General features: G+C 59.3%; 19 protein-coding genes. 11 read left to right on the top strand and 8 right to left on the bottom strand.

Annotated elements, in window-relative coordinates:
• Nucleotides 1–3: 3 nt before the first annotated feature.
• Nucleotides 4–1,014, bottom strand: coding sequence for a ligase-associated DNA damage response exonuclease (locus ASC96_RS10795; protein ID WP_060503047.1), 1,011 nt, complete (start codon nucleotides 1,012–1,014; stop codon nucleotides 4–6).
• A 59-nt stretch (nucleotides 1,015–1,073) separates the two neighbouring features.
• On the bottom strand, nucleotides 1,074–2,033 hold the full coding sequence (locus ASC96_RS10790) for a nucleoside hydrolase (RefSeq protein ID WP_060503046.1): 960 nt from the start codon (nucleotides 2,031–2,033) through the stop codon (nucleotides 1,074–1,076).
• Nucleotides 2,034–2,335: 302 nt separating this feature from the next.
• On the opposite strand from ASC96_RS10790, the gene ASC96_RS10785 reads away from it, so the two are divergent.
• Nucleotides 2,336–3,214, top strand: a complete 879-nt coding sequence (locus tag ASC96_RS10785; RefSeq protein WP_244481983.1) for a hypothetical protein — start codon at nucleotides 2,336–2,338, stop codon at nucleotides 3,212–3,214.
• 35 nt (nucleotides 3,215–3,249) lie between these two features.
• On the opposite strand, the gene ASC96_RS31595 is transcribed toward ASC96_RS10785, so the two are convergent.
• From ASC96_RS31595 to gltX, 3 genes are all read right to left on the bottom strand, one after another.
• The gene (locus tag ASC96_RS31595) at nucleotides 3,250–3,423 is read right to left on the bottom strand and encodes a DUF1328 domain-containing protein (protein ID WP_037100293.1); all 174 of its coding nucleotides are present in this window, start codon (nucleotides 3,421–3,423) and stop codon (nucleotides 3,250–3,252) included.
• Between the two features lie 114 nt (nucleotides 3,424–3,537).
• Complete coding sequence (lysS, locus tag ASC96_RS10780; protein WP_060503045.1) at nucleotides 3,538–5,031, bottom strand: lysine--tRNA ligase; 1,494 nt, start codon at nucleotides 5,029–5,031, stop codon at nucleotides 3,538–3,540.
• Nucleotides 5,032–5,229: 198 nt separating this feature from the next.
• Nucleotides 5,230–6,687 carry a glutamate--tRNA ligase gene (gene gltX, locus ASC96_RS10775; RefSeq protein WP_060503044.1) on the bottom strand — a complete coding sequence of 486 codons (1,458 nt, stop codon included), beginning with the start codon at nucleotides 6,685–6,687 and terminating at the stop codon, nucleotides 5,230–5,232.
• 281 nt (nucleotides 6,688–6,968) lie between these two features.
• On the opposite strand from gltX, the gene ASC96_RS10770 reads away from it, so the two are divergent.
• The 3 genes from ASC96_RS10770 to ASC96_RS10760 all read left to right on the top strand — a co-directional run bounded on the left by ASC96_RS10770 (nucleotide 6,969) and on the right by ASC96_RS10760 (nucleotide 8,408).
• Nucleotides 6,969–7,316, top strand: coding sequence for a metalloregulator ArsR/SmtB family transcription factor (locus tag ASC96_RS10770; protein ID WP_060503043.1), 348 nt, complete (start codon nucleotides 6,969–6,971; stop codon nucleotides 7,314–7,316).
• A complete protein-coding gene (locus ASC96_RS10765) occupies nucleotides 7,300–7,788 on the top strand; it encodes an SRPBCC domain-containing protein (protein WP_060503042.1) in 489 nt (162 codons plus the stop codon). The genes ASC96_RS10770 and ASC96_RS10765 overlap by 17 nt, the downstream gene beginning before the upstream one ends.
• 83 nt (nucleotides 7,789–7,871) lie before the next feature.
• Entirely contained in the window at nucleotides 7,872–8,408 is a 537-nt protein-coding gene (locus ASC96_RS10760) for an SRPBCC family protein (RefSeq protein ID WP_060503041.1), read from the top strand.
• Between the two features lie 300 nt (nucleotides 8,409–8,708).
• On the opposite strand, the gene ASC96_RS10755 is transcribed toward ASC96_RS10760, so the two are convergent.
• The 3 genes from ASC96_RS10755 to ASC96_RS10745 all read right to left on the bottom strand — a co-directional run bounded on the left by ASC96_RS10755 (nucleotide 8,709) and on the right by ASC96_RS10745 (nucleotide 11,224).
• Complete coding sequence (locus ASC96_RS10755) at nucleotides 8,709–9,458, bottom strand: TerC family protein (RefSeq protein ID WP_060503040.1); 750 nt, start codon at nucleotides 9,456–9,458, stop codon at nucleotides 8,709–8,711.
• 148 nt (nucleotides 9,459–9,606) lie between these two features.
• On the bottom strand, nucleotides 9,607–10,446 hold the full coding sequence (locus ASC96_RS10750; RefSeq protein WP_060503039.1) for an AraC family transcriptional regulator: 840 nt from the start codon (nucleotides 10,444–10,446) through the stop codon (nucleotides 9,607–9,609).
• An 85-nt stretch (nucleotides 10,447–10,531) separates the two neighbouring features.
• Nucleotides 10,532–11,224 carry a TetR/AcrR family transcriptional regulator gene (locus tag ASC96_RS10745; RefSeq protein WP_082512012.1) on the bottom strand — a complete coding sequence of 231 codons (693 nt, stop codon included), beginning with the start codon at nucleotides 11,222–11,224 and terminating at the stop codon, nucleotides 10,532–10,534.
• 129 nt (nucleotides 11,225–11,353) lie between these two features.
• Here ASC96_RS10745 and ASC96_RS10740 point away from each other — a divergent pair, with 129 nt between their 5' ends.
• The 7 genes from ASC96_RS10740 to ASC96_RS10710 all read left to right on the top strand — a co-directional run bounded on the left by ASC96_RS10740 (nucleotide 11,354) and on the right by ASC96_RS10710 (nucleotide 21,326).
• Entirely contained in the window at nucleotides 11,354–12,577 is a 1,224-nt protein-coding gene (locus ASC96_RS10740) for an HlyD family secretion protein (RefSeq protein ID WP_060503038.1), read from the top strand.
• A 148-nt stretch (nucleotides 12,578–12,725) separates the two neighbouring features.
• Nucleotides 12,726–14,321: a DHA2 family efflux MFS transporter permease subunit gene (locus ASC96_RS10735; protein WP_060503037.1), complete on the top strand. Its 1,596-nt coding sequence runs from the start codon at nucleotides 12,726–12,728 to the stop codon at nucleotides 14,319–14,321.
• Between the two features lie 34 nt (nucleotides 14,322–14,355).
• Nucleotides 14,356–15,540 carry a metallophosphoesterase gene (locus ASC96_RS10730; RefSeq protein WP_244481981.1) on the top strand — a complete coding sequence of 395 codons (1,185 nt, stop codon included), beginning with the start codon at nucleotides 14,356–14,358 and terminating at the stop codon, nucleotides 15,538–15,540.
• Between the two features lie 96 nt (nucleotides 15,541–15,636).
• A complete protein-coding gene (locus ASC96_RS10725) occupies nucleotides 15,637–16,707 on the top strand; it encodes a LacI family DNA-binding transcriptional regulator (RefSeq protein WP_060503036.1) in 1,071 nt (356 codons plus the stop codon).
• 10 nt (nucleotides 16,708–16,717) lie between these two features.
• The gene (gene xylB, locus ASC96_RS10720) at nucleotides 16,718–18,169 is read left to right on the top strand and encodes a xylulokinase (protein ID WP_060503035.1); all 1,452 of its coding nucleotides are present in this window, start codon (nucleotides 16,718–16,720) and stop codon (nucleotides 18,167–18,169) included.
• 37 nt (nucleotides 18,170–18,206) lie between these two features.
• Nucleotides 18,207–19,514, top strand: coding sequence for a xylose isomerase (xylA, locus tag ASC96_RS10715; RefSeq protein ID WP_060503034.1), 1,308 nt, complete (start codon nucleotides 18,207–18,209; stop codon nucleotides 19,512–19,514).
• A gap of 297 nt (nucleotides 19,515–19,811) precedes the next feature.
• Nucleotides 19,812–21,326: a globin-coupled sensor protein gene (locus tag ASC96_RS10710; protein WP_060503033.1), complete on the top strand. Its 1,515-nt coding sequence runs from the start codon at nucleotides 19,812–19,814 to the stop codon at nucleotides 21,324–21,326.
• Nucleotides 21,327–21,358: the final 32 nt, after the last annotated feature.

Here is a 21,358-nt window from a genome sequence, read left to right as displayed (position 1 = left end):
CGGCTATTCTCCTTCGTCGTCGTAGCCGACCAGATGCAGCGGCCGGGCGGCGATACCCTGCAACTCGCACCAACGGACAAGGGCCTCTTCGCGGCCGTGCGTCACCCAGACCTCGGCTGGCTTGATCTCGTTGATTGTCGCGGTCAGTTCCGGCCAATCGCAGTGATCCGACATGATCATCGGCAGTTCGACGCCGCGCTGCTTGGCGCGTTGCCGCACCAGCATCCAGCCGGACGCGAAGATGGGCATGGGATCGGGAAAGCGCCTGGCCCATTTGTCGGCAAAGGCCGAGGGCGGGCCGACGACAACGGCACCGGCGAAGGACTGTTTGTCTTTCGCATCGATCGTGGCCGGCCGGAGATCCCCCAGTTGGATACCTTCGCTTTCATAATAATCGCAGAGCCTTGCTAAGGCGCCGTGAATGAAGATCGGTGCGTCGTAACCCGCTTCGCGCAGAAGCATGATGATCCGCTGCGCCTTGCCGAGAGCATAGGCGCCGACCAGATGGGCACGCTCGGGAAATTGTTTGAGCGAGGTCAACAGCTTGGCAATCTCGCCACGGTCATCCGGGTGGTGAAACACCGGCAGGCCGAAAGTTGCTTCGGTGATGAAGACATCGCATGGGACCGGCTCGAAGGAGAGGCAGGTCGGGTCGCGGCGGCGCTTGTAGTCGCCTGAGACGACGATGCGCATGCCACCTGCTTCAACGGCGATCTGTGCCGACCCGAGCACGTGACCGGCCGGATGAAAGCTGACGGTGACATCGCCGATCGTCGTGCGGGTACCGAGGACGGCTTCCTGCGTACTGACGCAGAATGTGTCGCCATAGCGGATACGCATGATCTCCAGCGTCTCGCGCGTCGCCATCACATGTGTGTGGCCGGCGCGCGCATGATCGGCGTGACCGTGGGTGATCAACGCCCGTTCGACAGGCTGGACGGGATCGATATAGAAGCCGCCCTTCTCGCAAAAGAGACCCTTGGGCGTCGGATAGAGCAGCGTTTCCGGTTTCATGCAGACGAAGATAGCTGGCAATTGCACGACTGCCAGCTATCGCAGCGAATTTTTCGAAATCAGGCTACCGGGTTGTGGCCGAGTGTCTTGGAAATCAGATCAAGCACGCCCTCGGCATCGACGCCGATGCAGATGTTCTGGCTTGGCAGGTTGTCCCAGTCGCTTGGCGGGAAAATATGATCGTCGGCCTTCTGGATGGTCTGGCCATCGGCAATGCCGCCGCAAACGACGCGGATCGCACCGCTGCGCAGGGTGAAGAGTTCCGGCGCCACGACATAGACACAGGCGCAGCTGTCATGCACGACCATACCGTCATCGACATGCTGTTCGTAGAAATCGATATAGAACTGCGAAATGTCCGACAGGAGCTTGGCGCGCTTGCCGCCGGTCGCAGCAATAGCTTCCAACCGCCCACGAGTCATGACGGTCTTCTCGGTTACATCAAGCCCGACGACGACCACCGGCCATGGGGCTGTCATCACCACGTCGGCGGCTTCCGGATCGCCATGGATATTGGCTTCGGCAGCCGGTGTGATGTTGCCGCGCATGTCGAAGGCACCACCCATGATGACGACTTCCTTGACCAGAACGGCGATATCTGGATCGTCGCGCAAGGCGAGCGCCAGATTGGTCATTCGGCCGACGGCAACAAGCGTTACCTCGCCGGGATTGGCGCGTACCATGTCGATGATGAAGCGATGGGCCGGACGCGGATCGCAGGCCAGATCGACCGTTTCTGGAACCCCGATATTGCCGAGACCATCATCGCCGTGGATGAAGGTTGGCCAGCCAACATGGGGCCGGGACGGGTCGAGCGTTTCGCCAAGCCCTTTGGCAACAGGCGCTGCAATATCCCATTGCTGCTTCAGATAGAGCGCGTTGCGAGTCGTCGTTTCGATCGAGGCATTACCGAAAACGGAGGTGATGCCGATCAGGTCGATATCCGGGTGATTATGCAGGAACAACAGGGCCATCGCATCGTCGACGCCGGGATCCGTATCAAAAATTACCTTATGCATGATGTGTTCTTTTCTTTGTTTTGAAAGCCGGCCGCAGCTTGCTGAAAGGGGTGACGTCCAGCGTTGTGTCACTTTTAGCGGTGCGGCGGCCAAGAGCAACCCATTTTCCGGGCCATGGGAGGTGGAGTGCCAAAACAAGGCAAATCCGTATCCTGCCGCGAAATAGGGCCAGCAGGCTTAAACTTTCCGAAACGTCGCCGCGATAGGATGGGGGCTCAATCAATAGGTGGGGCCGTTCCTGCATCCGCGCAGACGCGCGGTGGCAGGCAAGGGAGTTTCAAGCTGATGACGGAACAGCGTACGTGAAGTCGGTCTTTAAAAAGATACGTCTCCCCCGCAAGGTGATGTTCCTCATTACCGGCATTCTCGTGCTGTCGGGTGCGTCCGGCGCCTATGCCGTCTATTCCGGCAAGGAAACCTTTCTCGGCATGGCCGGACCGCAAAAGCCCTCAACTTCGGGCCTGGCCTGCACCACGATCGAAACCCTGAAGATGCGCCGCAATGGCCAACGTTGGATTCGCAAATATGTGAGCACGGAATCTGCAGGCGGTGTCGATCGTGTCCGCACTGCATTGCGCATTACCGGCCTGTTGGCCAAGGAAGAGCAGGCCGATCTCTATCAGGTAGTTGTGCTTGATTCCGCCGGACCGTCAGATCGTGCCGATCGGCGCGGCGCGGCCATCGGCGCCCAGGTCCTTTTCGCGCCTGATCCATCCAAGCTGCCGGGAATGAGCACGCCATTTACGGCCCGTTATACGGAGGCGAAGGCAAACACCGTCGGTCTGTTCTATGGTGCCGAAGTGGCTCTCTCGACCGACGACATCAAGACCACGTTGACGGCAATGGACGACAAGTCGGATTGTTTCGATCCGGTCGCGGCCGCTGCTGCGGCAGTGCCTGGGGCTGCCGGATCAAAGAGCGGCGACCACGGTGAAGCGCCGGCTGCTGCGCACGGAGAGGAAGCAGAGAGTGGCGAGGCGCCTGCTACGCATGCCGAGGAAGGAGCCGCGCCGGAACATGACGCCGAGGCTACGGCGGAGCAGGGCGCGGTAAAGCCTGAGGAAAAAGGTTTCTTCGGCTCCATGCTGGCCATGGTGCTCGGCGGAGATGGCGAAAAGCCATTGGAATCCGCGATGGAAAAACCCGCCGAACGCCCAGCAGAAGAACCTGCAGGGCACTGACGGGCTTTCAAACAGCGCGCTGCCGGCCATCCGGATCAGACGATGGCGTTGCCGGCAATGACGGCGAGAACCACGAAAATCAGGAAGATGATCACGGCGATGGCGAACAGCACGCGCGCGATCGTCGCGGTTGCGGCCGAAACGCCTGAAAAACCGAGAAAACCGGTAATCAGCGAGATGACCAGGAAGATGAGCGCCCATTTCAGCATGGAGGGGGTCCTTTTCAGATTCTGCGGACATAGACGCGCAGGAGCCTGAAAAGTTCCGTCGGCTGACAAGAACGCGCCATCCGGTTTAGCGAATGGCGCGTCCCTAGCGTTGTCTCAGTCCGCCTTGTTGCGGCGGGCCGGGAAGAGGATGATGTCGCGGATCGACGGCGCGTTGGTGAGCAGCATGATCAGGCGATCGACACCGATGCCGAGACCGCCTGCGGGCGGCATGCCCTGGTCGATCGCATCGAGGAATTCGTCGTCCAGCTGCTTGTCCTTCTCACCGCGGGCATGCGCCTGCTCGAGCTGCTCGACCATACGCCTGCGCTGCTCTTCCGGATCGTTGAGTTCCGAAAACGCATTGCCCAGCTCCCAGGCGTTGCAATAGGTCTCGAACCGTTCGACTAGGCGTGGTTCGCCCGGCACTTCCTTGGCGAAGGGCGAGATATCCTTCGGGAAATGCGTCACGTGTGACGGCTGGATCAGCGTGCCTTCGACCTTTTCTTCGAAAATGAAGGCCAGGCATTCGCCCCAGGTCGCGTCCTTCTCGACTTCAAAACCGGCAGCCTCGGCGGCAGCGCGGGCTTCCTCGTCGGTTTTCATCGCCAGGAAGTCGATACCGGTCGCTTCCTTGACGGCATCCGGCATAGGCACGCGCTTGAACGGCCCCTTGAAGGAGATTTCCTTGTCGCCGAACATGAATTCGGTCGTGCCATGGATCGACATCGCGAGCTTGGAGAACAGCCGCTCGACGAGGTCCATGACGTCCTCGTAGTCGGCATAGGCCCAGTAGCATTCCATCATGGTGAATTCAGGATTGTGCCTTGTGGAAACGCCTTCGTTGCGGAAGTTGCGGTTGATTTCGAACACCTTGTCGGTCAGGCCCGACACCAGCGTGCGCTTCAAATACAGTTCCGGCGCGATGCGCAGATACATGTCGAGCTTCAGCGTATTGTGGTGCGTCTTGAAAGGTTCGGCCGTTGCGCCGCCGTAGACCGAATGCAACATCGGCGTTTCGACTTCCATGAAACCGTCGTCTTCCATGAAGCGGCGAATACCGGAAACGATCTTCGAACGCTGCTGGAAGCGGAGCTTGGACTCCTCGTTGGTCATGATGTCGAGGTGACGCTTGCGATAGCGCTGCTCGATGTCGGACAGGCCATGCCACTTCTCCGGCATCGGCAGCAGCGACTTGGTCAGCATAGTGATTTCTTGCGCGTTGATCGAGAGTTCGCCGCGCTTGGTGCGGCGCACCACGCCGGTGACGCCGATGATGTCGCCGAGATCGATCATCGGCAGCATCGCCCGGGCTTCTTCCGGCGTCGTGTCCTTGTGGGAGAAAATCTGGATCTTGCCGCCGGCATCATGGATATCCATGAACATGCCAGAATTGCGCGAGGAATAGACGCGCCCGGCAACCGTGACGACATCTTCGGTCACCACGTCTGCTTCCAGGTTCTCGTATTTCGCCGCAAGCTCAGCATTGGTGATCGTGCGGTGGAAATGCGCCGGATAGACGTCGCCGATCTTTTCGCGCAGCATTTTCAGCTTCTGGGCGCGCACTTCGGTGACGTCGGAGGAGAGGGCGGTTTCGGTCTTGTCGGTCATGGGGCTCGCCTTCTATGGGGCTTTGTTCTCAAGGGTACTAGGGGTCGAGGCCATTTCCTCTTCGCCCCACCGGGGAGAAGGTGGCCCGAAGGGCCGGATGAGGGGGAGCAAAAGACTTCTCAGCCTGCCGCACCACCCCCTCATCGCCTCGCATTCGCTCGGCACTTCTCCCCGCTGGGGAGAAGAAAGAGCCAGTCTTTATTTGCCGCTGCCTGCCATCGAGGCGGCAACCTGGCCTGCAACCTTCAGGCGCTGGCGCACGACCGAGCGGCCGAGGATAGCCATTGAATCGAACAGCGGCAGCGAGCGGCTGGAGCCCGAGACCGCCACGAACAGCGGCGCCACGATGACTTTCAGCTTCTTGCCCATGCGGTCGGCAATGGCACGCAGCTCGGCTTCGATCGACTCGACGTTCCATTCGAGGATCTTTTCCAGATCCGGCTGGACCGTGTTGAAGATCTCGACCAGTTCTTCCGGGCTCGATTTGACCTTGGCGAAGGATGCGGCGTCAAGCGACAGATCGGACTTGAACAGGAAGCCCGCCAGGTCCGGCAGTTCGCCCAGCTTGGAAATGCGCGACTGCGAGAGTTTGAGGCCCTGCTTGATACGGTCGTTTTCCATCGCCCAGGAAAGCACGCGGGCGGCGAACTCGTCTTCTGACAAACCTTCGCGCAGCCAGCGGCCATTCAGCCAATCCAGTTTCTGTACGTCGAAAATCGCGCCGGCCTTGGAGAGGTTCGCCGGATCGAATTTCTCCGCTAGCTGTTCCATGGTCAGCATTTCCTCGCCTTCGGCGATCTGCACGAAGAACAGGCCGAGGAAGTTCATCAGCGCTTCGGGCAGGTAGCCGAGTGCCGTGTAGTACGAGATCGAGGTCGGGTTCTTGCGCTTCGACAGCTTCGACTTGTCATGGTTGCGCATCAGCGACAGATGCATGAAAACCGGCGGCTCGAGACCGAGATACTGGTAGATCAGGATGTGCTTCGGGACCGAGGACAGCCATTCCTCGCCGCGCGCCACATGGGTGATCTTCATCAGATGGTCGTCGACGACATTGGCCATATGATAGGTCGGCATGCCGTCGGCTTTCAGCAGGACCTGCATATCGACTGCATCCCACGGAATATCGACTTCGCCATAGACGCCATCGACGAACTTGCAGGAGCCTTCCGCAGGGATCTTCATGCGCACGACGGTCGGTTCGCCGGCAGCCATGCGTGTCGTCACTTCCTCTGCCGAAAGTGTCAGGCAGCGGCCGTCATACTTTGGCGGCTTGCCGGCGGCGCGCTGCGCCTCGCGCATTTCCGCCAGACGTTCGGGCGTGCAGAAACAGCGGAAACCGTGGCCGTTGGCAACGATCTTCTCGACGAAGGGCAGGTAGGTGTCCTTGCGGTCGCTCTGGCGGTAGGGGCCATAGGGGCCGCCGATATCCGGGCCTTCCGACCATTTCAGTCCGCACCATTTCAGGGCGTCCAGCACCTTGGTTTCGAATTCTGGGGTCGAGCGGGTCGCGTCGGTGTCCTCGATACGCAGGATGAACTCGCCACCCATCTTCTGTGCGAAGAGGTAGTTGAACAACGCGATATAGGCGGTGCCGACATGGGGTTCGCCGGTGGGGGAAGGTGCAATGCGCACCCGGACTGGTCTGTCTGTCATGATCCTGGCCCGTGCTTTACGTGCTTTCGGCCTTCCTGCCGGAAAGGAGACGTCCGGATGTGAAGGCGCATGCTTTTAAGGGAAGGAAATGCCCGGCTGATGCCTGAAATGGCGGAAAATACCGGAAATTCCATATGGCTGGGGTGAGACCATATTCAAAAGGGCGCGTCAAGGAAAACTGCGTTTTCAGCTGTGGCCGGGAACTTTTCAAATGGCCGTTGACATCCGCGTGAAATCGATCTAATTAACCTTTAAGTTAATTAACTTATTGGCTAAATAAAATGACCCAGGACCAACTCAGCACAACTCTTTCGGCGCTCGCCGATCCGACGCGCCGGGCAATTCTGGCGCGGCTGGCTTTGGGGGAGGCGTCCGTCAATGAATTGGCCGAACCGTTCGCGATGAGCCTGCCTGCCGTTTCCAAGCATCTGAAGGTGCTGGAGAAGGCGGGGCTGATCAGTCGCGGTCGCGAGGCGCAGTGGCGGCCCTGCAAACTGGAGGCGGGGCCGCTGAAAGACCTGAACGCCTGGCTCGATAACTACCGGCAATTTTGGGAGGAGAGTTTCGACAGGCTCGATCTCTACCTGCAAAAACTTCAAGAGGGAGATGGAAATGAACGCAAGAGCTGACGTGGTTCCGGCCGATAAGGCCAACCTTGTCCTGACCCGGACATTCAACGCCCCGGCAGCGCTGGTCTACAAGGTCTGGACGGACCCGTATCATCTGTCCCAGTGGTGGGGGCCACACCATTTTACCAACCCGGTCTGCGAGGTCGATCTGAGACCTGGCGGTGTCATTCGTATCCATATGAAGGGGCCGGACGGCCAGATGTATCCGTCAAACGGCGTCTTCAAGGAAATCGTCGAGAACGAGCGCCTGGTGTTTACCAGCACTTATGATGGCGAAGACGGCATCCCCATGCTCGAGGCGCTGAATACGGTGACGTTTACGGAAAAGGACGGCAAGACCGTGCTGACCCTGCATGCTGAGGTGTTGAAGGCAACCGAAGCCGTTCTGCCTGCCCTTGACGGCATGGAGGAAGGCTGGAGCCAGAGCCTCGAAAAGCTTGCAGCCGTTATCAACGACGCAGCCGCTGCCTGAAGTTCTTTTTATCCAACATGCCCCTGAAGCCCGCAACGGGCGCTTCAGGGGCGCTTGTTCCCTTACACAACAGGACCCTGAATATGTTGAAAATTCTACTGATTGTTCTTGCCGTCATCGTCGTGCTTCTGCTCGCCGTGGTCGTCTTCGCATCCACCAAGCCAGACACATTCCATGTCGAGCGTAGTGTCACCATCAATGCCCCGCCTGAAAAGATTTTCCCGCTGATCAATGACTTCAAGCAATGGCAGGCCTGGTCACCCTATGAAATGAAGGACCCGGCCATGAAGCGCACCTATGATGGCGCGACAGGCGGTCAGGGCGCGGTTTACAGTTGGGATGGCAACAAGAATGTCGGCGCTGGCCGGATGGAAATCACTGAAGCGACACCATCCACCAAGGTACAGATCAAGCTTGACTTCATCCGTCCCTTCGAAGGCCATAACGTTGCTACCTTCGCGCTTTCACCCGCCACGCAAGGCACGACTGTGACCTGGGCGATGGATGGACCGAGCCCGCTGATCGCCAAAGTGATGGGTCTGTTTTTCAATATGGACACGATGATCGGTGGCGATTTTGCGCAAGGGTTGCAAAACCTCAAGGTGATTGCGGAAAAGTAACCGGCAAAAAGGGAACCATTGTTGGCGTGACCCGTTTCCTTGATGAGGAGTGCGGGCCGTGCCAACCGGACCAGAGGGAGATGGAGAACGCGGAGATTTTTCCGGTTTCTCTTCGCGGCCAACGAAATGGCAGGCGAGCTTCTTACCCCTTCGGCCTCGTTCCTCGAATGCCCATATGGAATTGCCCCGGGACAACAGTCCCGGGGCTTTTTTGATGGGCGCTTTCCAGCCGCAAACAAAAAAGGGAGCGCAGCCGGATGGTGCGCTCCCTGTTGAGTCGTCAATCAGGCGAATACCCGGTCAGTGTTTTGCGGCCTTGTCCTTCTGCCGCTTGTTGCGCGACAGCATGTTGAGCACCTCGACGAGCGCTGAGAAGGCCATGGCGGCGTAGACGTAACCCTTCGGCACATGCAGGCCCATGCCTTCGGCGATCAGCGTCGTGCCGATCATCAGAAGGAACGCGAGCGCCAGCATGACGATGGTCGGGTTCTTCTCGATGAAGCGGGCAAGCGGACCGGAAGCGACCAGCATGACGGTAACGGCAAAAACGACGGCGATAACCATGATCGGCAGATGCGGCGTCATGCCGACGGCAGTGATGATGCTGTCGACCGAGAAAACCAGGTCGAGCAGCAGGATCTGGCCGATGGCGGCGCCAAAGCCCGTTGTCACCGAGCTGGCGATGAAATCCTGCTCATGATCGGCTGGATCCACATTGTGGTGGATTTCCTTGGTGGCCTTCCAGACGAGGAACAGGCCGCCGGCAATCAGGATCATGTCCTTCCACGAGAATGGATGGTCGAACACGGTAAAGACCGGGGTCGTCAGCTGGACGATCCACGCGATGGTGCCAAGCAGGCCCAGTCGCATCAGCAGGGCAAGGCCGATGCCGATCTTGCGTGCCTTTTCCCGATGTTCGGGCGGCAATTTGTTGGTCAGGATCGAGATGAAGATCAGGTTGTCGATGCCAAGCACGACTTCCATGACGATCAGAGTGATCAGGGCAATCCAGGCAGTCGGATCTTGCATTAGGAGCAAAATATCCTGCATCGGGGGCGGTTCCTTCCTCGGCAATCAGCGTGCATATGCGGGAACCCGCGCCGCCGGATGGCAACGCGGGTTTAATTGATTGTTTCTTATGTATGCGGAAACGGTGGCAAGGCAAGCGCCGAGGGGCGCGCAAACCGGCGCGATACCGTTAACTCGCCACCGGAAGCCAGATTTCGGTGAGCCCCATACCCGTTCTCGGGTCAAACCGCTCGTCATAGCGTTCCATCAGATCGGGAAGTCCGGCATGCTTATAGCCGGATGCGGGCAGCCATTCGGTAAAGATCGCGTTGCAGGTTGCCTGGATGCCGGAAATATGGCCGCGATGGGCGAAGATTGCATAGGTCTGGGCGGGAAGTTTCAGAGTTTCAAAGCCTTCGGGCAGGTCGTCGGTGTCTCGAACCTCGACGGCGGTCATGTACTGAAAGCTGCTATCCTGTCCGTCTTCCTGCGTGCAGATGCCATAGGCGGCACGCCCGATCTGGCCGGCAATGCCGCCGTCATGGGCGTTGAACCGCTGCCATTGCGAGGGGATGCCAGCATTGGCGCCGTAATTGTAGGTCTGCTGCAGGCCTGCCATCATCATGGTTGGCGTGGTTTCAAATCGCGGCTCGTCCAGTCTTGGAAGGGGTGCAGTGTTCATGCGAAGGGGCTCCATAAGATCGAGATCGCCAACATGCCCTCTGTTGCGAACTTCTTCCGGTGTCACGCCGAAATGCTCGCGAAAGGCACGGGTGAAGGCTTCATGCGAGCTGTAACCCGCATCAAGGGCGACTGCGAGAATGCTGGAGGCGCCCTCGGCAAGGGAGAGAGCCGCGGTGCTCAAGCGCCGCGCCCGGATATAACCACTGATCGAAAATCCTGTCGTCAGGCCAAAGACACGCGACAGGTGATAGCGGGAAAGCCCCGCCGTCTCCGCGATATCTTCCAGTGAAATATCCCCGGCGTAATGGCTTTCGATAAACCACAGCGCCTTGCCAATCGCATTCATCCAACCTCCCGCAGCAAACCGGATATGACCTTAATGCCGATCAGGCGGCTTCATTTGATCGTGGTTGCGCGATTGCTGACGGCTATCAGGCTGTTGCCCGGGTTCCGTACGCGGCCATGAAGACGCGAACGGCGCCGCTAATGACTCGGTCGATTTCTTCTGGCGACGGTGGGGCCTCCATGGTTCCGAAGAGGCGAAACTTGAAGAAGCCGCCACTGGCGAGATCCAGAAATTGGCCTGCCGCCAGATCGAGGTCATCGATCTTGACACTGCCGATATCGACCTGATGTGCCAGGAATTCCTGCAGGACCGTTCGCAAGTTTTCCGGCCCCTTGAAGAACCGCTGACACAGAACCGGCATGCGATCGCGGACGCCCAGAACGGTACGCATCGCGCTGATCACCTTTTCATCGGTCACGTGGGTGACGAACGAGACGCCAAATTTATAAAGCCCGGCTTCGACATCCTCGTGAGCGGCCAGAACCGTGCGAACCGCTGCCAGAAAAAGCGCGCGCTCGTTTTCGATGATCGCCGAAAACAGGTCTTCCTTGTTCTGGAAGTAGACGTAGATCGTGCCTTTGGAAACGCCGGCTTCCCGCGTTATATCGTTCATGCTGGCGGAGGCGAAGCCGACGCTCATGAAAACGCGCTTTGCGCCTTCGATGATCTGTTCACGCTTTGCTGGGTCTTCGCCGGCGGCGCGGCGGCCGGAAAGGGCCTCACCCGGACAGTCTGCGGTAGCCGTTGTTTCTGCCAATTTGTCGTTACCTTCGGACATTTTTGTCTCATTGTTAACTTTTCGAACCGGTTGGTTCGATTTGACTTGATATGTGAGTAGTTTCGCATTAAGTCAAATCGAACTGAACGGTTCGGTTCGAATTTCTCATATCATGGCTGGTAGTGCAATATGTCAGTTTCAAGCAAGTCCGGTGCTGCCCATGTCCGCCCCGTCGGCGATGATTTCAAGGTGCCCGGCGAACAGATCGAAGCTCCTGAAGCCAAGAACGTGACGGAGCCCGCTGCCGAGCAGCAGGCGGCTCCTCAGGTTGCGGCTGTTGCTGAGCAGCCCGCGCCGAAGCGCCGCAAGCTGGTGTTTCCGGTCATCGTGATCGCTGCTTTGGCAGCCGGCGGCTGGTATGGCTACGACTGGTGGACCAACGGCCGCTTCATGATCTCGACCGACGACGCCTATATTGAGGGCGATATCGCGTCGATTTCGCCGAAGGTGTCCGGCTATATCGAAAAGGTCAATGTCATCGCCAACCAGCACGTCAAGGCTGGCGATCCGTTGATCACGCTCGACAAGGAAGATTACCGCATTGCCGCCGATCAGGCGCAGGCGCAGATCGATACGGAAAAACTGTCGCTGCAACGCTTCGACGCTCAGATCGCTGGTGCAAAGGCCAGCCTGCAGCAGGCAGAAGCGCAGAAAACCGCCCTTGAGGCGACCGTCCGTGGTGCCCAGATCACGCTCGCGCGTGCCAGTGACCTCCAGTCAAAGGCAGTCGGTACGGTCGCCTCCCTCGATGATGCCACGGTGGCACTCGATCAGGCCAAGGCCAATCTCATTGGTGGCGATGCGCAGATCGCTACGGCGAACGCCAACATCGCCGTTTTGGTTGCTCAGCGCGCCGAGGCCGAAAGCACCATCCGGACGCTCGAACTGGCCCGCGACAAGGCTCAGCGCGATCTCGGCTTCACGGTGCTGAAGGCGCCTTATGACGGTGTCATCGGCAATCTGTCCGTTCAGGATGGCGACCTCGTTTCCGCGGGTCAGCGTCTGGCGGCCCTGGTGCCGACCGAGCAGCTCTATATCGATGCGAACTTCAAGGAAACGCAGATCGCTCACATGGTGCCAGGCTCGAAGGTCAACATCCATGTGGATGCCTTCGACGAAGCGCCGATCGTCGGCACCGTGCAGTCGATCTCGCCGGCTTCCGGCTCGGTGTTCTCGTTGCTTCCGGCTGAAAATGCCACGGGCAATTTCACCAAGGTGATCCAGCGCGTTCCGGTTCGCATTGTCTTCCCGAAAGAGGTGCTGGACAGCGGCCGCCTTCGCGCCGGCTTGAGCGTCGTGGTCGATGTCGATACCCGCACCGCACCGAAGCAGGAAACCGCTGCGGCCAAGTGATCCGTATGCCGCGCCGTCAAGGCGCGGCTTCAGCGGTTTAGACAAAAACGTCCCGGGCCGATGTGCCGGGACCCTGTGATGCACCAGTTTTCATGATCATGATGGCTCCCACGTTCGTTTGAACGCGGTCACGCCAGGAGCAAAGCCGATGGCTGCCACTGCAACAGCGGGTACAATGCCGCTTCCTGCCGCCAAAGCGGAAGAGAAGATGGACCCGAAACGGCTGATCGCCTTTTTCGCGATGGTCTTCGGCATGTTCATGTCGATCCTCGACATTCAGATCGTCTCGGCCTCGCTGGCCGAAATCCAGGCCGGACTGTCGGCCGGCTCCGATGAAGTCGCCTGGGTGCAGACGGCCTATCTGATCGCCGAGGTCATCATGATCCCGCTGTCCGGCACCTTGGCCCGGATCGTTTCGACGCGTGTGCTGTTCTCGGTGTCGGCTGCAGGCTTTACGATCGCCAGCGCCCTCGCGGCGACGGCCACCAATATCGACCAGATGATCGTCTACCGGGTGCTGCAGGGCTTTATCGGCGGTGGCATGATCCCGTCGGTGTTCGCAGCTGCCTTCACGATCTTCCCGCCGTCAAAGCGCAGCATCGTCTCGCCGATCATCGGCCTTGTCGCGACGCTGGCGCCAACCATTGGACCGACCGTCGGCGGCTATCTCAGCCATGCCTTTTCCTGGCACTGGCTGTTCCTCGTCAATATTATCCCGGGCATCATCGTTACCATCGTAACCTGGAATTTCATCGATTTCGACAAGCCTGAGTGGGGCCTTTTCAAGAAGTTCGACTGGTGGGGCCTCTTGTCGATGGCGGTCTTCCTCGGCGCGCTGGAATATGTGCTGGAGGAAGGCAACAAGAACGACTGGTTCAGCGACGAATATATTCTCATCGGCGCGGTTGCATCGGCGATCGGTGCTGTGGTGTTCTTCTATCGGGCCTTCAAAGTCGAGTTTCCGGTGGTCGATTTAAGGGCTTTCTCCAATCGAAACTTCGCCTTTGGGTCGCTGTTTTCCTTCGTCATGGGGATAGGCCTCTACGGCCTCACCTATATCTATCCGCTCTATCTCGGCCGAATCCGCGGCTACGATTCGCTGATGATCGGCGAGACGATGTTCGTGTCAGGCCTGGCGATGTTCTGCACCGCGCCGATTGCGGGCAGGCTGTCTACCAAGGTCGATCCGCGCGTCATGATGGCGATCGGTTTTGCCAGCTTCGCGTCCGGTACCTGGCTGATGAGTTCGATGACGGCGGATTGGGATTTCTATGAGCTTCTGCTGCCGCAGATCCTGCGTGGTTTCGGTCTGATGATGTGCATGGTGCCGATCAACAACGTCGCGCTTGGCACCTTGTCGCCCGCCCGTATTCGCGGGGCATCCGGCCTGTTCAACTTGACGCGTAATCTCGGTGGCGCCGTTGGTCTGGCTGCGATCAATACCATTCTCACGCAGCGCCAGGAAGAGCATTACGCCCGCCTGCAGGAACATGTGCAATGGGGCAACCCGGAAGCCATGGACCAGCTGAACAACATGATCGCCAAGTACAATTCGCATGGCCTCGACGGCGCGACCATTGCCATTCAAAAGCTGTCCGGGATGGTGACGCAGCAGGCAACGGTCATGTCGTTCATCGATGTGTTCCTGATCCTCACTTGCCTGTTCGGCGCCTTGGTCTTCTGCGCCTTCCTGATCCAGAAACCGCAACCCGTGCCAACGGGAGCGGGCGGTGGCGGGCACTAGCCGTTAAGGCCACTGCATATCCGATCTGTACGTCATGGCTTTCATCCGCCAGAATGCCCTGAAGGCAAACTTCAGGGCATTCTGCATGACTGGTCATCCGTTTCCTCCGCTCCCCAGACGGTCGTTTCTCGCCAATCTTCTCAGTCTCGGAGTTGTTTCGTCGGTCGGACCGGCGTTCGCGGCGGCGAACGCAAAGCCAGCCTGGCCTTCCATCGATGCGACATTCCTGTTCACGGCTGACGTTCATACCTGCCTCATTTCCGGCGGTGTGCTCAGCCCCAATTGCGCAGCAGAGGGCAAGACCGACGCCAATCTCTTGCGGCATGTGGCGGCGCTGAATCGCATCACGGAGTTTAGCTGGCCAACGGAGATTGGCGGCGTCGCGACCGGGCTTGCCGGGGCAGGCAAGAAAATCGCCAAGCCGCTCGGCCTGGTGATCGGCGGCGACATGACGGATGATGGCGGGGGCCAAGTCAAGGTTCCCGGGGAAGGCCACCAACTGCTGCAATTTTCAAGCCGCTATCAGGAAGGCACCGGGCCGGACCGGGTGCATTTCCCCGTTTATAACGGCCTTGGCAATCATGATCTCGACCAGGATGGAGTACCGCCGCATATCGACTGGTATCGCCGTGAACTGCGCGACTATGTCGAGCTTAATCATCGCCCGACGGTGTTCTACAAGCCACCGGTGGCCGTCGCCAATTACGACATCGATTCCGACAATTACTCCTGGGACTGGGGCGGCCTGCATCTGGTGCAGCTGCAGCGTTTCGGTGGCGATACCAGCAAAGGAGCAATCAGCGGGCTGGACTGGCTGAAGCAGGACCTCGCCAATGCGGCGGCTGATGGCCGGCCGGTCGTCGTGTTTCAACATTACGGCTGGGATACTTTCTCGCTGGAGAAATGGGACCCTGCAAAGATGACCTTCGATGATGAAGGCTCCGGTCACGCGCACTGGTGGGATGACGATGATCGCGCCGCACTGCTCTCGGTCTTGAAAGGCTATAATGTCGTTGGCCTGTTTCATGGCCACGAGCACGATACGCCGATGATCTATAAAGAGGGCAGCCTTGATCTGTTCAAGCCAATTGCCACCTTCAAGGGTGGCTTTGCTGTGGTGCATATCACCAATCAATACATGGACGTAGCCCTCGCGCAGGCTGACGGCACGGATGGCGGCGTGACGTTTCAGAAGGCATTCAGCAAGCGTTTCGGGTGATCTGCGATTGATGGCGATTGCCCGGAAATGGCTCGGTCGCCATTTTCTGATTTACGTACATCAAATTTTCCTCTAAGGCTCGTTGCCGGAGGAAACATGCGCCCGACAGTTCACGATATTGCCGCCGCGGCAGGGGTCAGCCTTGCGACCGTCGACCGCGTTTTGAACCAGCGCGCCGGCGTCCGCGTCGTCACGCGCGAAAAGGTTGAGCAGGCGATCGAACGCATTGGTTATGTCCGCGATGTCGCGGCAGCGAACCTTGCCAAGAGCCGCGTCTATCCTCTCGTCTTCATTCTGCCGTCCGGGGACAATTCGTTCATGCGCGGCCTTGAGACCCAGGTACGCGCTGCGATTGGCCGTTCCTCTGCCGAGCGTACCGCCATCTCCATTGTCACTGTCCCGGCGTTCAACGCCGAAGCCCTGGTTGTTGCGCTGGATGAGGCGCGGGCGGGATCTCCCGCGGGGGTCGCGGTTGTGGCGATCGATTCTCCCGATGTCATAGCCGCCGTCGACCGCCTGCGGGCTGATCACATCCCCGTCGTGACGCTTGTTTCCGATCTGGCCGGTTCGAAGCGCGATCATTTCGCTGGCGTCGACAATATCGCCGCAGGACGCACGGCGGCCAGCTTGATGGGGCGATTTCTCGGCGGCCGCTCCGGACCGGTGGCGGTGCTGGCCGGTTCGATGCTGGTGCGCGACCATCGCGAACGGCTTGACGGCTTTCGTACTGTCATGGCGGAACATTTCAGCGGCCATGCGCTCTTGCCTGTCATCGAAGGGCAGGACGATCCTGCCTTGGTCGAGAGGCTTGTCGGTCAGGCGCTTGCCGCATCGCCGGAAATTGCCGGTATCTACAGCCTCGGCGCCGGTAATCGCGGCCTGATCGCCGCCTTGAAGCGGCGAAAGAGTACGGCCCCGGTCTGCGTCATCGCCCACGAATTGACACAGCATACGCGGGCGGCATTGAACGACGGATTGATCGATGTGGTCCTCAATCAGGACGCGGGGCACGAGGTGCGTAGCGCCATTCGCGTGTTGAAAGCCAAGGCCGATGGCGTCGCCGTCATCGGTGCGCAGGAACGCATCCGCCTCGACATTTTCCTCAAGGATAACCTGCCGTTCGAGCAGGACAGCAACCAGATGCCCGCTGAGGGCAGGCAAGACTAGGGAGATCATCATGTATCTTGGCATCGACCTCGGTACGTCCGGGGTGAAGGCATTGCTGATCGACGGCGGCCAGCGGATCATCGGTTCCGCATCGGGAGCAATGGACGTATCGCGGCCGCATCCGGGCTGGTCGGAACAGGACCCGGTCGATTGGATCCGCGCCACGGAAGAGGCGATCGCCGGGTTGAAAGCCGCTCATCCCAAGGAATTGGCCGCCGTCAAGGGCATCGGCCTCTCCGGTCATATGCACGGCGCGACGCTTTTGGATGACAATGACAAGGTGCTGCGCCCTTGCATTCTCTGGAACGATACGCGCAGCCACAAGCAGGCCTTGGCGCTGGACGCCGATCCGCAGTTCCGGGCGTTGACTGGCAATATTGTCTTTCCAGGTTTTACAGCCCCGAAACTCGCCTGGGTGGCTGAAAACGAACCCGATATTTTCGAGAAGGTCGATTGGGTCCTGCTGCCCAAGGATTACCTTCGCCTGTGGCTGACCGGTGAACATATTTCCGAAATGTCGGATTCGGCCGGGACCTCCTGGCTCGATACCGGCAAGCGCGCATGGTCGGAAAGCTTGCTCGATGCGACGGGGCTCACCGAAAGCCATATGCCGTCCTTGATCGAAGGCACGGAACAGGGCGGGACGCTCAAGGCTGATCTTGCTGCCAAATGGGGCATGGGCGCCGGCGTTATCGTTGCCGGCGGGGCAGGCGATAATGCCGCCTCCGCCTGTGGCATGGGCACCGTTGGTGAAGGCCATGCCTTCGTCTCGCTCGGCACCTCCGGCGTGCTGTTTGCCGCCAATGCCAGCTATCTGCCCAACCCGGCCAGCGCCGTGCATGCGTTCTGCCATGCGCTGCCCAACACCTGGCATCAGATGGGGGTCATCCTGTCAGCAACCGACGCGCTCAACTGGCATTCGGAGATCACCGGCAAAAGCGCCGCCGATCTCACAGCCGAGCTGGGCGACACCCTCAACGCGCCGTCCGGCGTTACCTTCCTGCCTTATCTCTCTGGTGAACGCACACCGTACAATGACGCGTCTATCCGTGGTGTCTTCGCTGGACTTGGCCATGAAAGCAGCCGGGTGGCGCTGACGCAGGCCGTTCTCGAAGGCGTGTCCTTCGCGCTCCGTGATAGTCTCGAGGCATTGCGGGTCGCAGGCACGACACTCTCCCGCGTCACCGCCATCGGCGGCGGCTCGCGCTCGCGCTACTGGCTGAAATCGATTGCGACGGCGCTGAACCTGCCGGTCGATGTGCCTGCTGACGGCGATTTTGGCGCGGCTTTCGGCGCCGCCCGTCTGGGCCTCGTCGCAGCGACAAAGGCCGACCCGCTGTCGGTCTTCACCGCTCCGGCGACGGCCGAAACTATCCAGCCCGACGCGGCGCTGCACGGCGCCTATGCGGAAGCCTATCAGCGTTATCGCCGCCTCTACCCGGCGATCCGCTCCGCCTACTGATTGCAATCAGCGTTTTGAACACAAAGAGGAAACACCCATGAGCACAGGCTTTTTCGGCGATATCGCCAAGATCAAATATGAAGGCCCGGACAGCACCAATCCGCTGGCCTTCCGCCATTACAACCCCGACGAAATCGTCATGGGCAAGCGCATGGAAGATCACCTGCGCTTTGCGGTTGCCTATTGGCACACCTTCGTCTGGCCGGGCGGTGACCCCTTTGGTGGCCAGACATTCGAGCGCCCCTGGTTCGAAGACAGCATGAAGGCAGCCAAGCTGAAGGCCGATGTCGCCTTCGAATTCTTCTCGCTGCTCGGGACACCCTTCTATTGCTTCCATGACGCCGACGTGCGCCCGGAAGGCAAGAATTTTGCCGAGAATACCAAGAACCTCAACGAAATCGTCGATTATTTCGCCAGGAAGCAGTCCGACAGCGGCGTCAAGTTGCTCTGGGGCACGGCAAACCTGTTCTCCAATCGCCGCTACATGTCGGGTGCTGCCACCAATCCGGATCCGGACGTCTTTGCCTTCGCTGCCGCGACCGTAAAGACCTGCATGGACGCAACGCTGAAGCTCGGCGGCGACAACTATGTCCTGTGGGGCGGCCGCGAAGGCTACGAGACCCTGCTCAACACCAACCTGAAGCAGGAACTCGACCAGCTTGGCCGCTTCGTCAACATGGTTGTCGAGTACAAGCACAAGATCGGCTTCAAGGGCGCCATTCTGATCGAGCCGAAGCCGCAGGAGCCGACCAAGCACCAATACGATTACGACGTCGCCACAGTCTACGGCTTCCTCAAGTCCTACGGTCTTGAAAACGAGGTCAAGGTCAATATCGAGCAGGGCCACGCGATCCTCGCCGGCCATTCGTTCGAGCATGAACTGGCGCTTGCCAACGCCTATGGTATTTTCGGTTCGATCGACATGAATCGCAACGATTACCAGTCCGGCTGGGATACTGACCAGTTCCCCAACAACGTTCCGGAAATGGCGCTGGCCTATTATCAGGTCCTGTCCGGCGGCGGCTTCAAGACCGGTGGTACCAACTTCGATTCGAAGCTGCGTCGCCAGTCGATCGATCCGGAAGACCTGCTGATCGGCCACATCGGCGGTATGGATTGCTGCGCCCGGGGCCTGCGCGCTGCCGCCAAGATGGTCGAGGACAAGGCACTCTCCGGTCCGCTCGACGCTCGCTATGCCGGCTGGAAATCGGCCGAAGGCCAGAAGCGCCTGACCAGCATGTCGCTGGAAGAGATTACGGCCTATGTCGAAAAGACAGATCTCAATCCGCAGCCGAAGTCCGGCAAGCAGGAACTGCTCGAAAACGTCGTCAACCGTTACGTCTGATCGTCGTTCCAAGTTAAATTCATGATCAGTCAAAGGGGCGCCACCGGCGCCCCTTTTTGCATGAAATGCTGTTTTGGTTGTTTGAAACAACCCCGGTCACTCTGTCGCATTTTTGAGAAAATATGGGCGAAGACAGGGTCTTAGGGCGGTTTGGCATCAACAGTAACCAGCGCTCTTAAAGGCATTCTTAACTATGCCGGCCTAGTTCTGTCTTCACGCTTTGGACCACCCTGCCGGCATGACGCCGATTGCGCAGCGCGCATGCCTTTCCCCGTTTTGATTTTAGGATGCTCCATTATGTCTGCGCCCGTTTCCGCGACCAAACACCTGAATGAACGTCTCGATTTTGTCGGGCTCGTTGGCGAAGAACGCGCTGCCCTGGTCCGGGCAAGGCCGGCCATTTCGGCCTCCCTGGATGCTGCGCTTGACAAATTCTATGCCAAGGCGACGGCGGTGCCGGAAACAGCGAAATTCTTCGCCAGCGAAGCGCATGTCAAAAGCGCCAAGTCGCGGCAGGTTCGCCACTGGGATCAGATCGCCTCCGGTGAGTTCGATGATAAATATGTCGAGGCTGTCACCGCGATTGGCAAGACCCATGCCCGCCTCGGCCTGGAGCCGCGCTGGTACATCGGCGGCTATGCGCTGATCATGGAATCGATCATCAAGGCGGTTGTTGAAAAGCACCTTGAAGGCTTTCTCTACAAGAAGAAGGCCAAGGATATCAGCATCGAAGTGACGGCGATCATGAAAGCCGCCTTTGTCGATATGGACTATGCCATCTCGGTCTATCTCGATGCCCTGCAGGAGCAGCGGGCAATCGGGGATGCCGAGCGGAAAACACACTCGGTACAGCAGGACGAGGCTCTTTCGGCGCTCGACCGCTCGCTGACAGGACTTGCCAATGGCGACCTGACCGCCAAGCTCAGCGCGGCGCTTGCGCCGCAGTTCGACGGTTTAAAAACCAATTTCAACTCTGCGCTTGGAACGCTCGACAAGGCGCTCGGCTCTATCGTTTTGGCCGCCGACGAAACCTCCGGCAATGCGGGCGAACTGGTGACCGCCGTCGATGATATGGCCCGCCGCACCGAACAGCAGGCGGCCTCGCTGGAACAGACTGCTGCAGCGCTGGAAGAGATCACCACGATCTCCAAGGAAGCGGCGATCCGCACCGAAGAGGCCCGCCGTGTCGTCGGTAACGCCACCGAAGAGGCGCGCAAATCGGGGCAAGTCGTCCAGCAGGCCGTATCGGCGATGAGCGCGATCGAGGAATCGTCCCAGAAGATCACCCAGATCATCGGCGTCATCGACCAGATCTCGTTCCAGACCAATCTGCTTGCATTGAACGCCGGCGTTGAAGCGGCCCGCGCCGGGGATGCGGGCAAGGGGTTTGCTGTCGTGGCGCAGGAAGTGCGTGAACTCGCACAAAAGTCCACCGATGCGGCAAAGCAGATCAAGGGCCTGATCGACAAGTCGTTCGAGGACGTGCTGACCGGCGTTTCCCTCGTCAACCAGACTGGCGAGGCTCTGCGGACGATTGGCGAACAGGTCATGCATATCAACGGTCATATCGATGCCATCGCCGGTTCAGCGCGGGAGCAGGCGATCGGCATTACCGAAATCAACACGGCGGTGACGGGCATGGACCAAATGACCCAGCAAAATGCCGCCATGGTCGAGCAGACCAATGCGGCAACCCATAATCTGATGCGTGTCAGCACGACGCTGAAGGACCTGGCCAACCAGTTCACGGTGTCAAACCGGCGGCATATTGAAGTCGTGTCGCGCCGCGCGCCTGAGAAGCGTTACGCCTGATCACCGAACATCTGTTTGATGAATGGAGCGCT

The organism is Rhizobium sp. Root1204, from assembly GCF_001424965.1.
Taxonomy (GTDB): Bacteria; Pseudomonadota; Alphaproteobacteria; order Rhizobiales; family Rhizobiaceae; genus Pararhizobium.
Note: the sequence above shows the minus strand (reverse complement) of the source record. Positions and strands in the feature narration are given on the sequence as shown.

Coding starts and splice junctions, on each gene's coding strand:
- ASC96_RS10725 (WP_060503036.1), top strand. CDS start 15,637: ATGCGCCCGACAGTTCACGATATTGCCGCCGCGGCAGGGGTCAGCCTT.
- ASC96_RS10740 (WP_060503038.1), top strand. CDS start 11,354: ATGTCAGTTTCAAGCAAGTCCGGTGCTGCCCATGTCCGCCCCGTCGGC.
- ASC96_RS10795 (WP_060503047.1), bottom strand. CDS start 1,014: ATGAAACCGGAAACGCTGCTCTATCCGACGCCCAAGGGTCTCTTTTGC.
- gltX (WP_060503044.1), bottom strand. CDS start 6,687: ATGACAGACAGACCAGTCCGGGTGCGCATTGCACCTTCCCCCACCGGC.
- ASC96_RS10755 (WP_060503040.1), bottom strand. CDS start 9,458: ATGCAGGATATTTTGCTCCTAATGCAAGATCCGACTGCCTGGATTGCC.
- ASC96_RS10765 (WP_060503042.1), top strand. CDS start 7,300: ATGAACGCAAGAGCTGACGTGGTTCCGGCCGATAAGGCCAACCTTGTC.
- ASC96_RS10770 (WP_060503043.1), top strand. CDS start 6,969: ATGACCCAGGACCAACTCAGCACAACTCTTTCGGCGCTCGCCGATCCG.
- lysS (WP_060503045.1), bottom strand. CDS start 5,031: ATGACCGACAAGACCGAAACCGCCCTCTCCTCCGACGTCACCGAAGTG.
- ASC96_RS10710 (WP_060503033.1), top strand. CDS start 19,812: ATGTCTGCGCCCGTTTCCGCGACCAAACACCTGAATGAACGTCTCGAT.
- ASC96_RS10790 (WP_060503046.1), bottom strand. CDS start 2,033: ATGCATAAGGTAATTTTTGATACGGATCCCGGCGTCGACGATGCGATG.
- ASC96_RS10745 (WP_082512012.1), bottom strand. CDS start 11,224: ATGTCCGAAGGTAACGACAAATTGGCAGAAACAACGGCTACCGCAGAC.
- xylB (WP_060503035.1), top strand. CDS start 16,718: ATGTATCTTGGCATCGACCTCGGTACGTCCGGGGTGAAGGCATTGCTG.
- ASC96_RS31595 (WP_037100293.1), bottom strand. CDS start 3,423: ATGCTGAAATGGGCGCTCATCTTCCTGGTCATCTCGCTGATTACCGGT.
- ASC96_RS10730 (WP_244481981.1), top strand. CDS start 14,356: ATGGCTTTCATCCGCCAGAATGCCCTGAAGGCAAACTTCAGGGCATTC.
- ASC96_RS10760 (WP_060503041.1), top strand. CDS start 7,872: ATGTTGAAAATTCTACTGATTGTTCTTGCCGTCATCGTCGTGCTTCTG.
- xylA (WP_060503034.1), top strand. CDS start 18,207: ATGAGCACAGGCTTTTTCGGCGATATCGCCAAGATCAAATATGAAGGC.
- ASC96_RS10750 (WP_060503039.1), bottom strand. CDS start 10,446: ATGAATGCGATTGGCAAGGCGCTGTGGTTTATCGAAAGCCATTACGCC.
- ASC96_RS10735 (WP_060503037.1), top strand. CDS start 12,726: ATGGCTGCCACTGCAACAGCGGGTACAATGCCGCTTCCTGCCGCCAAA.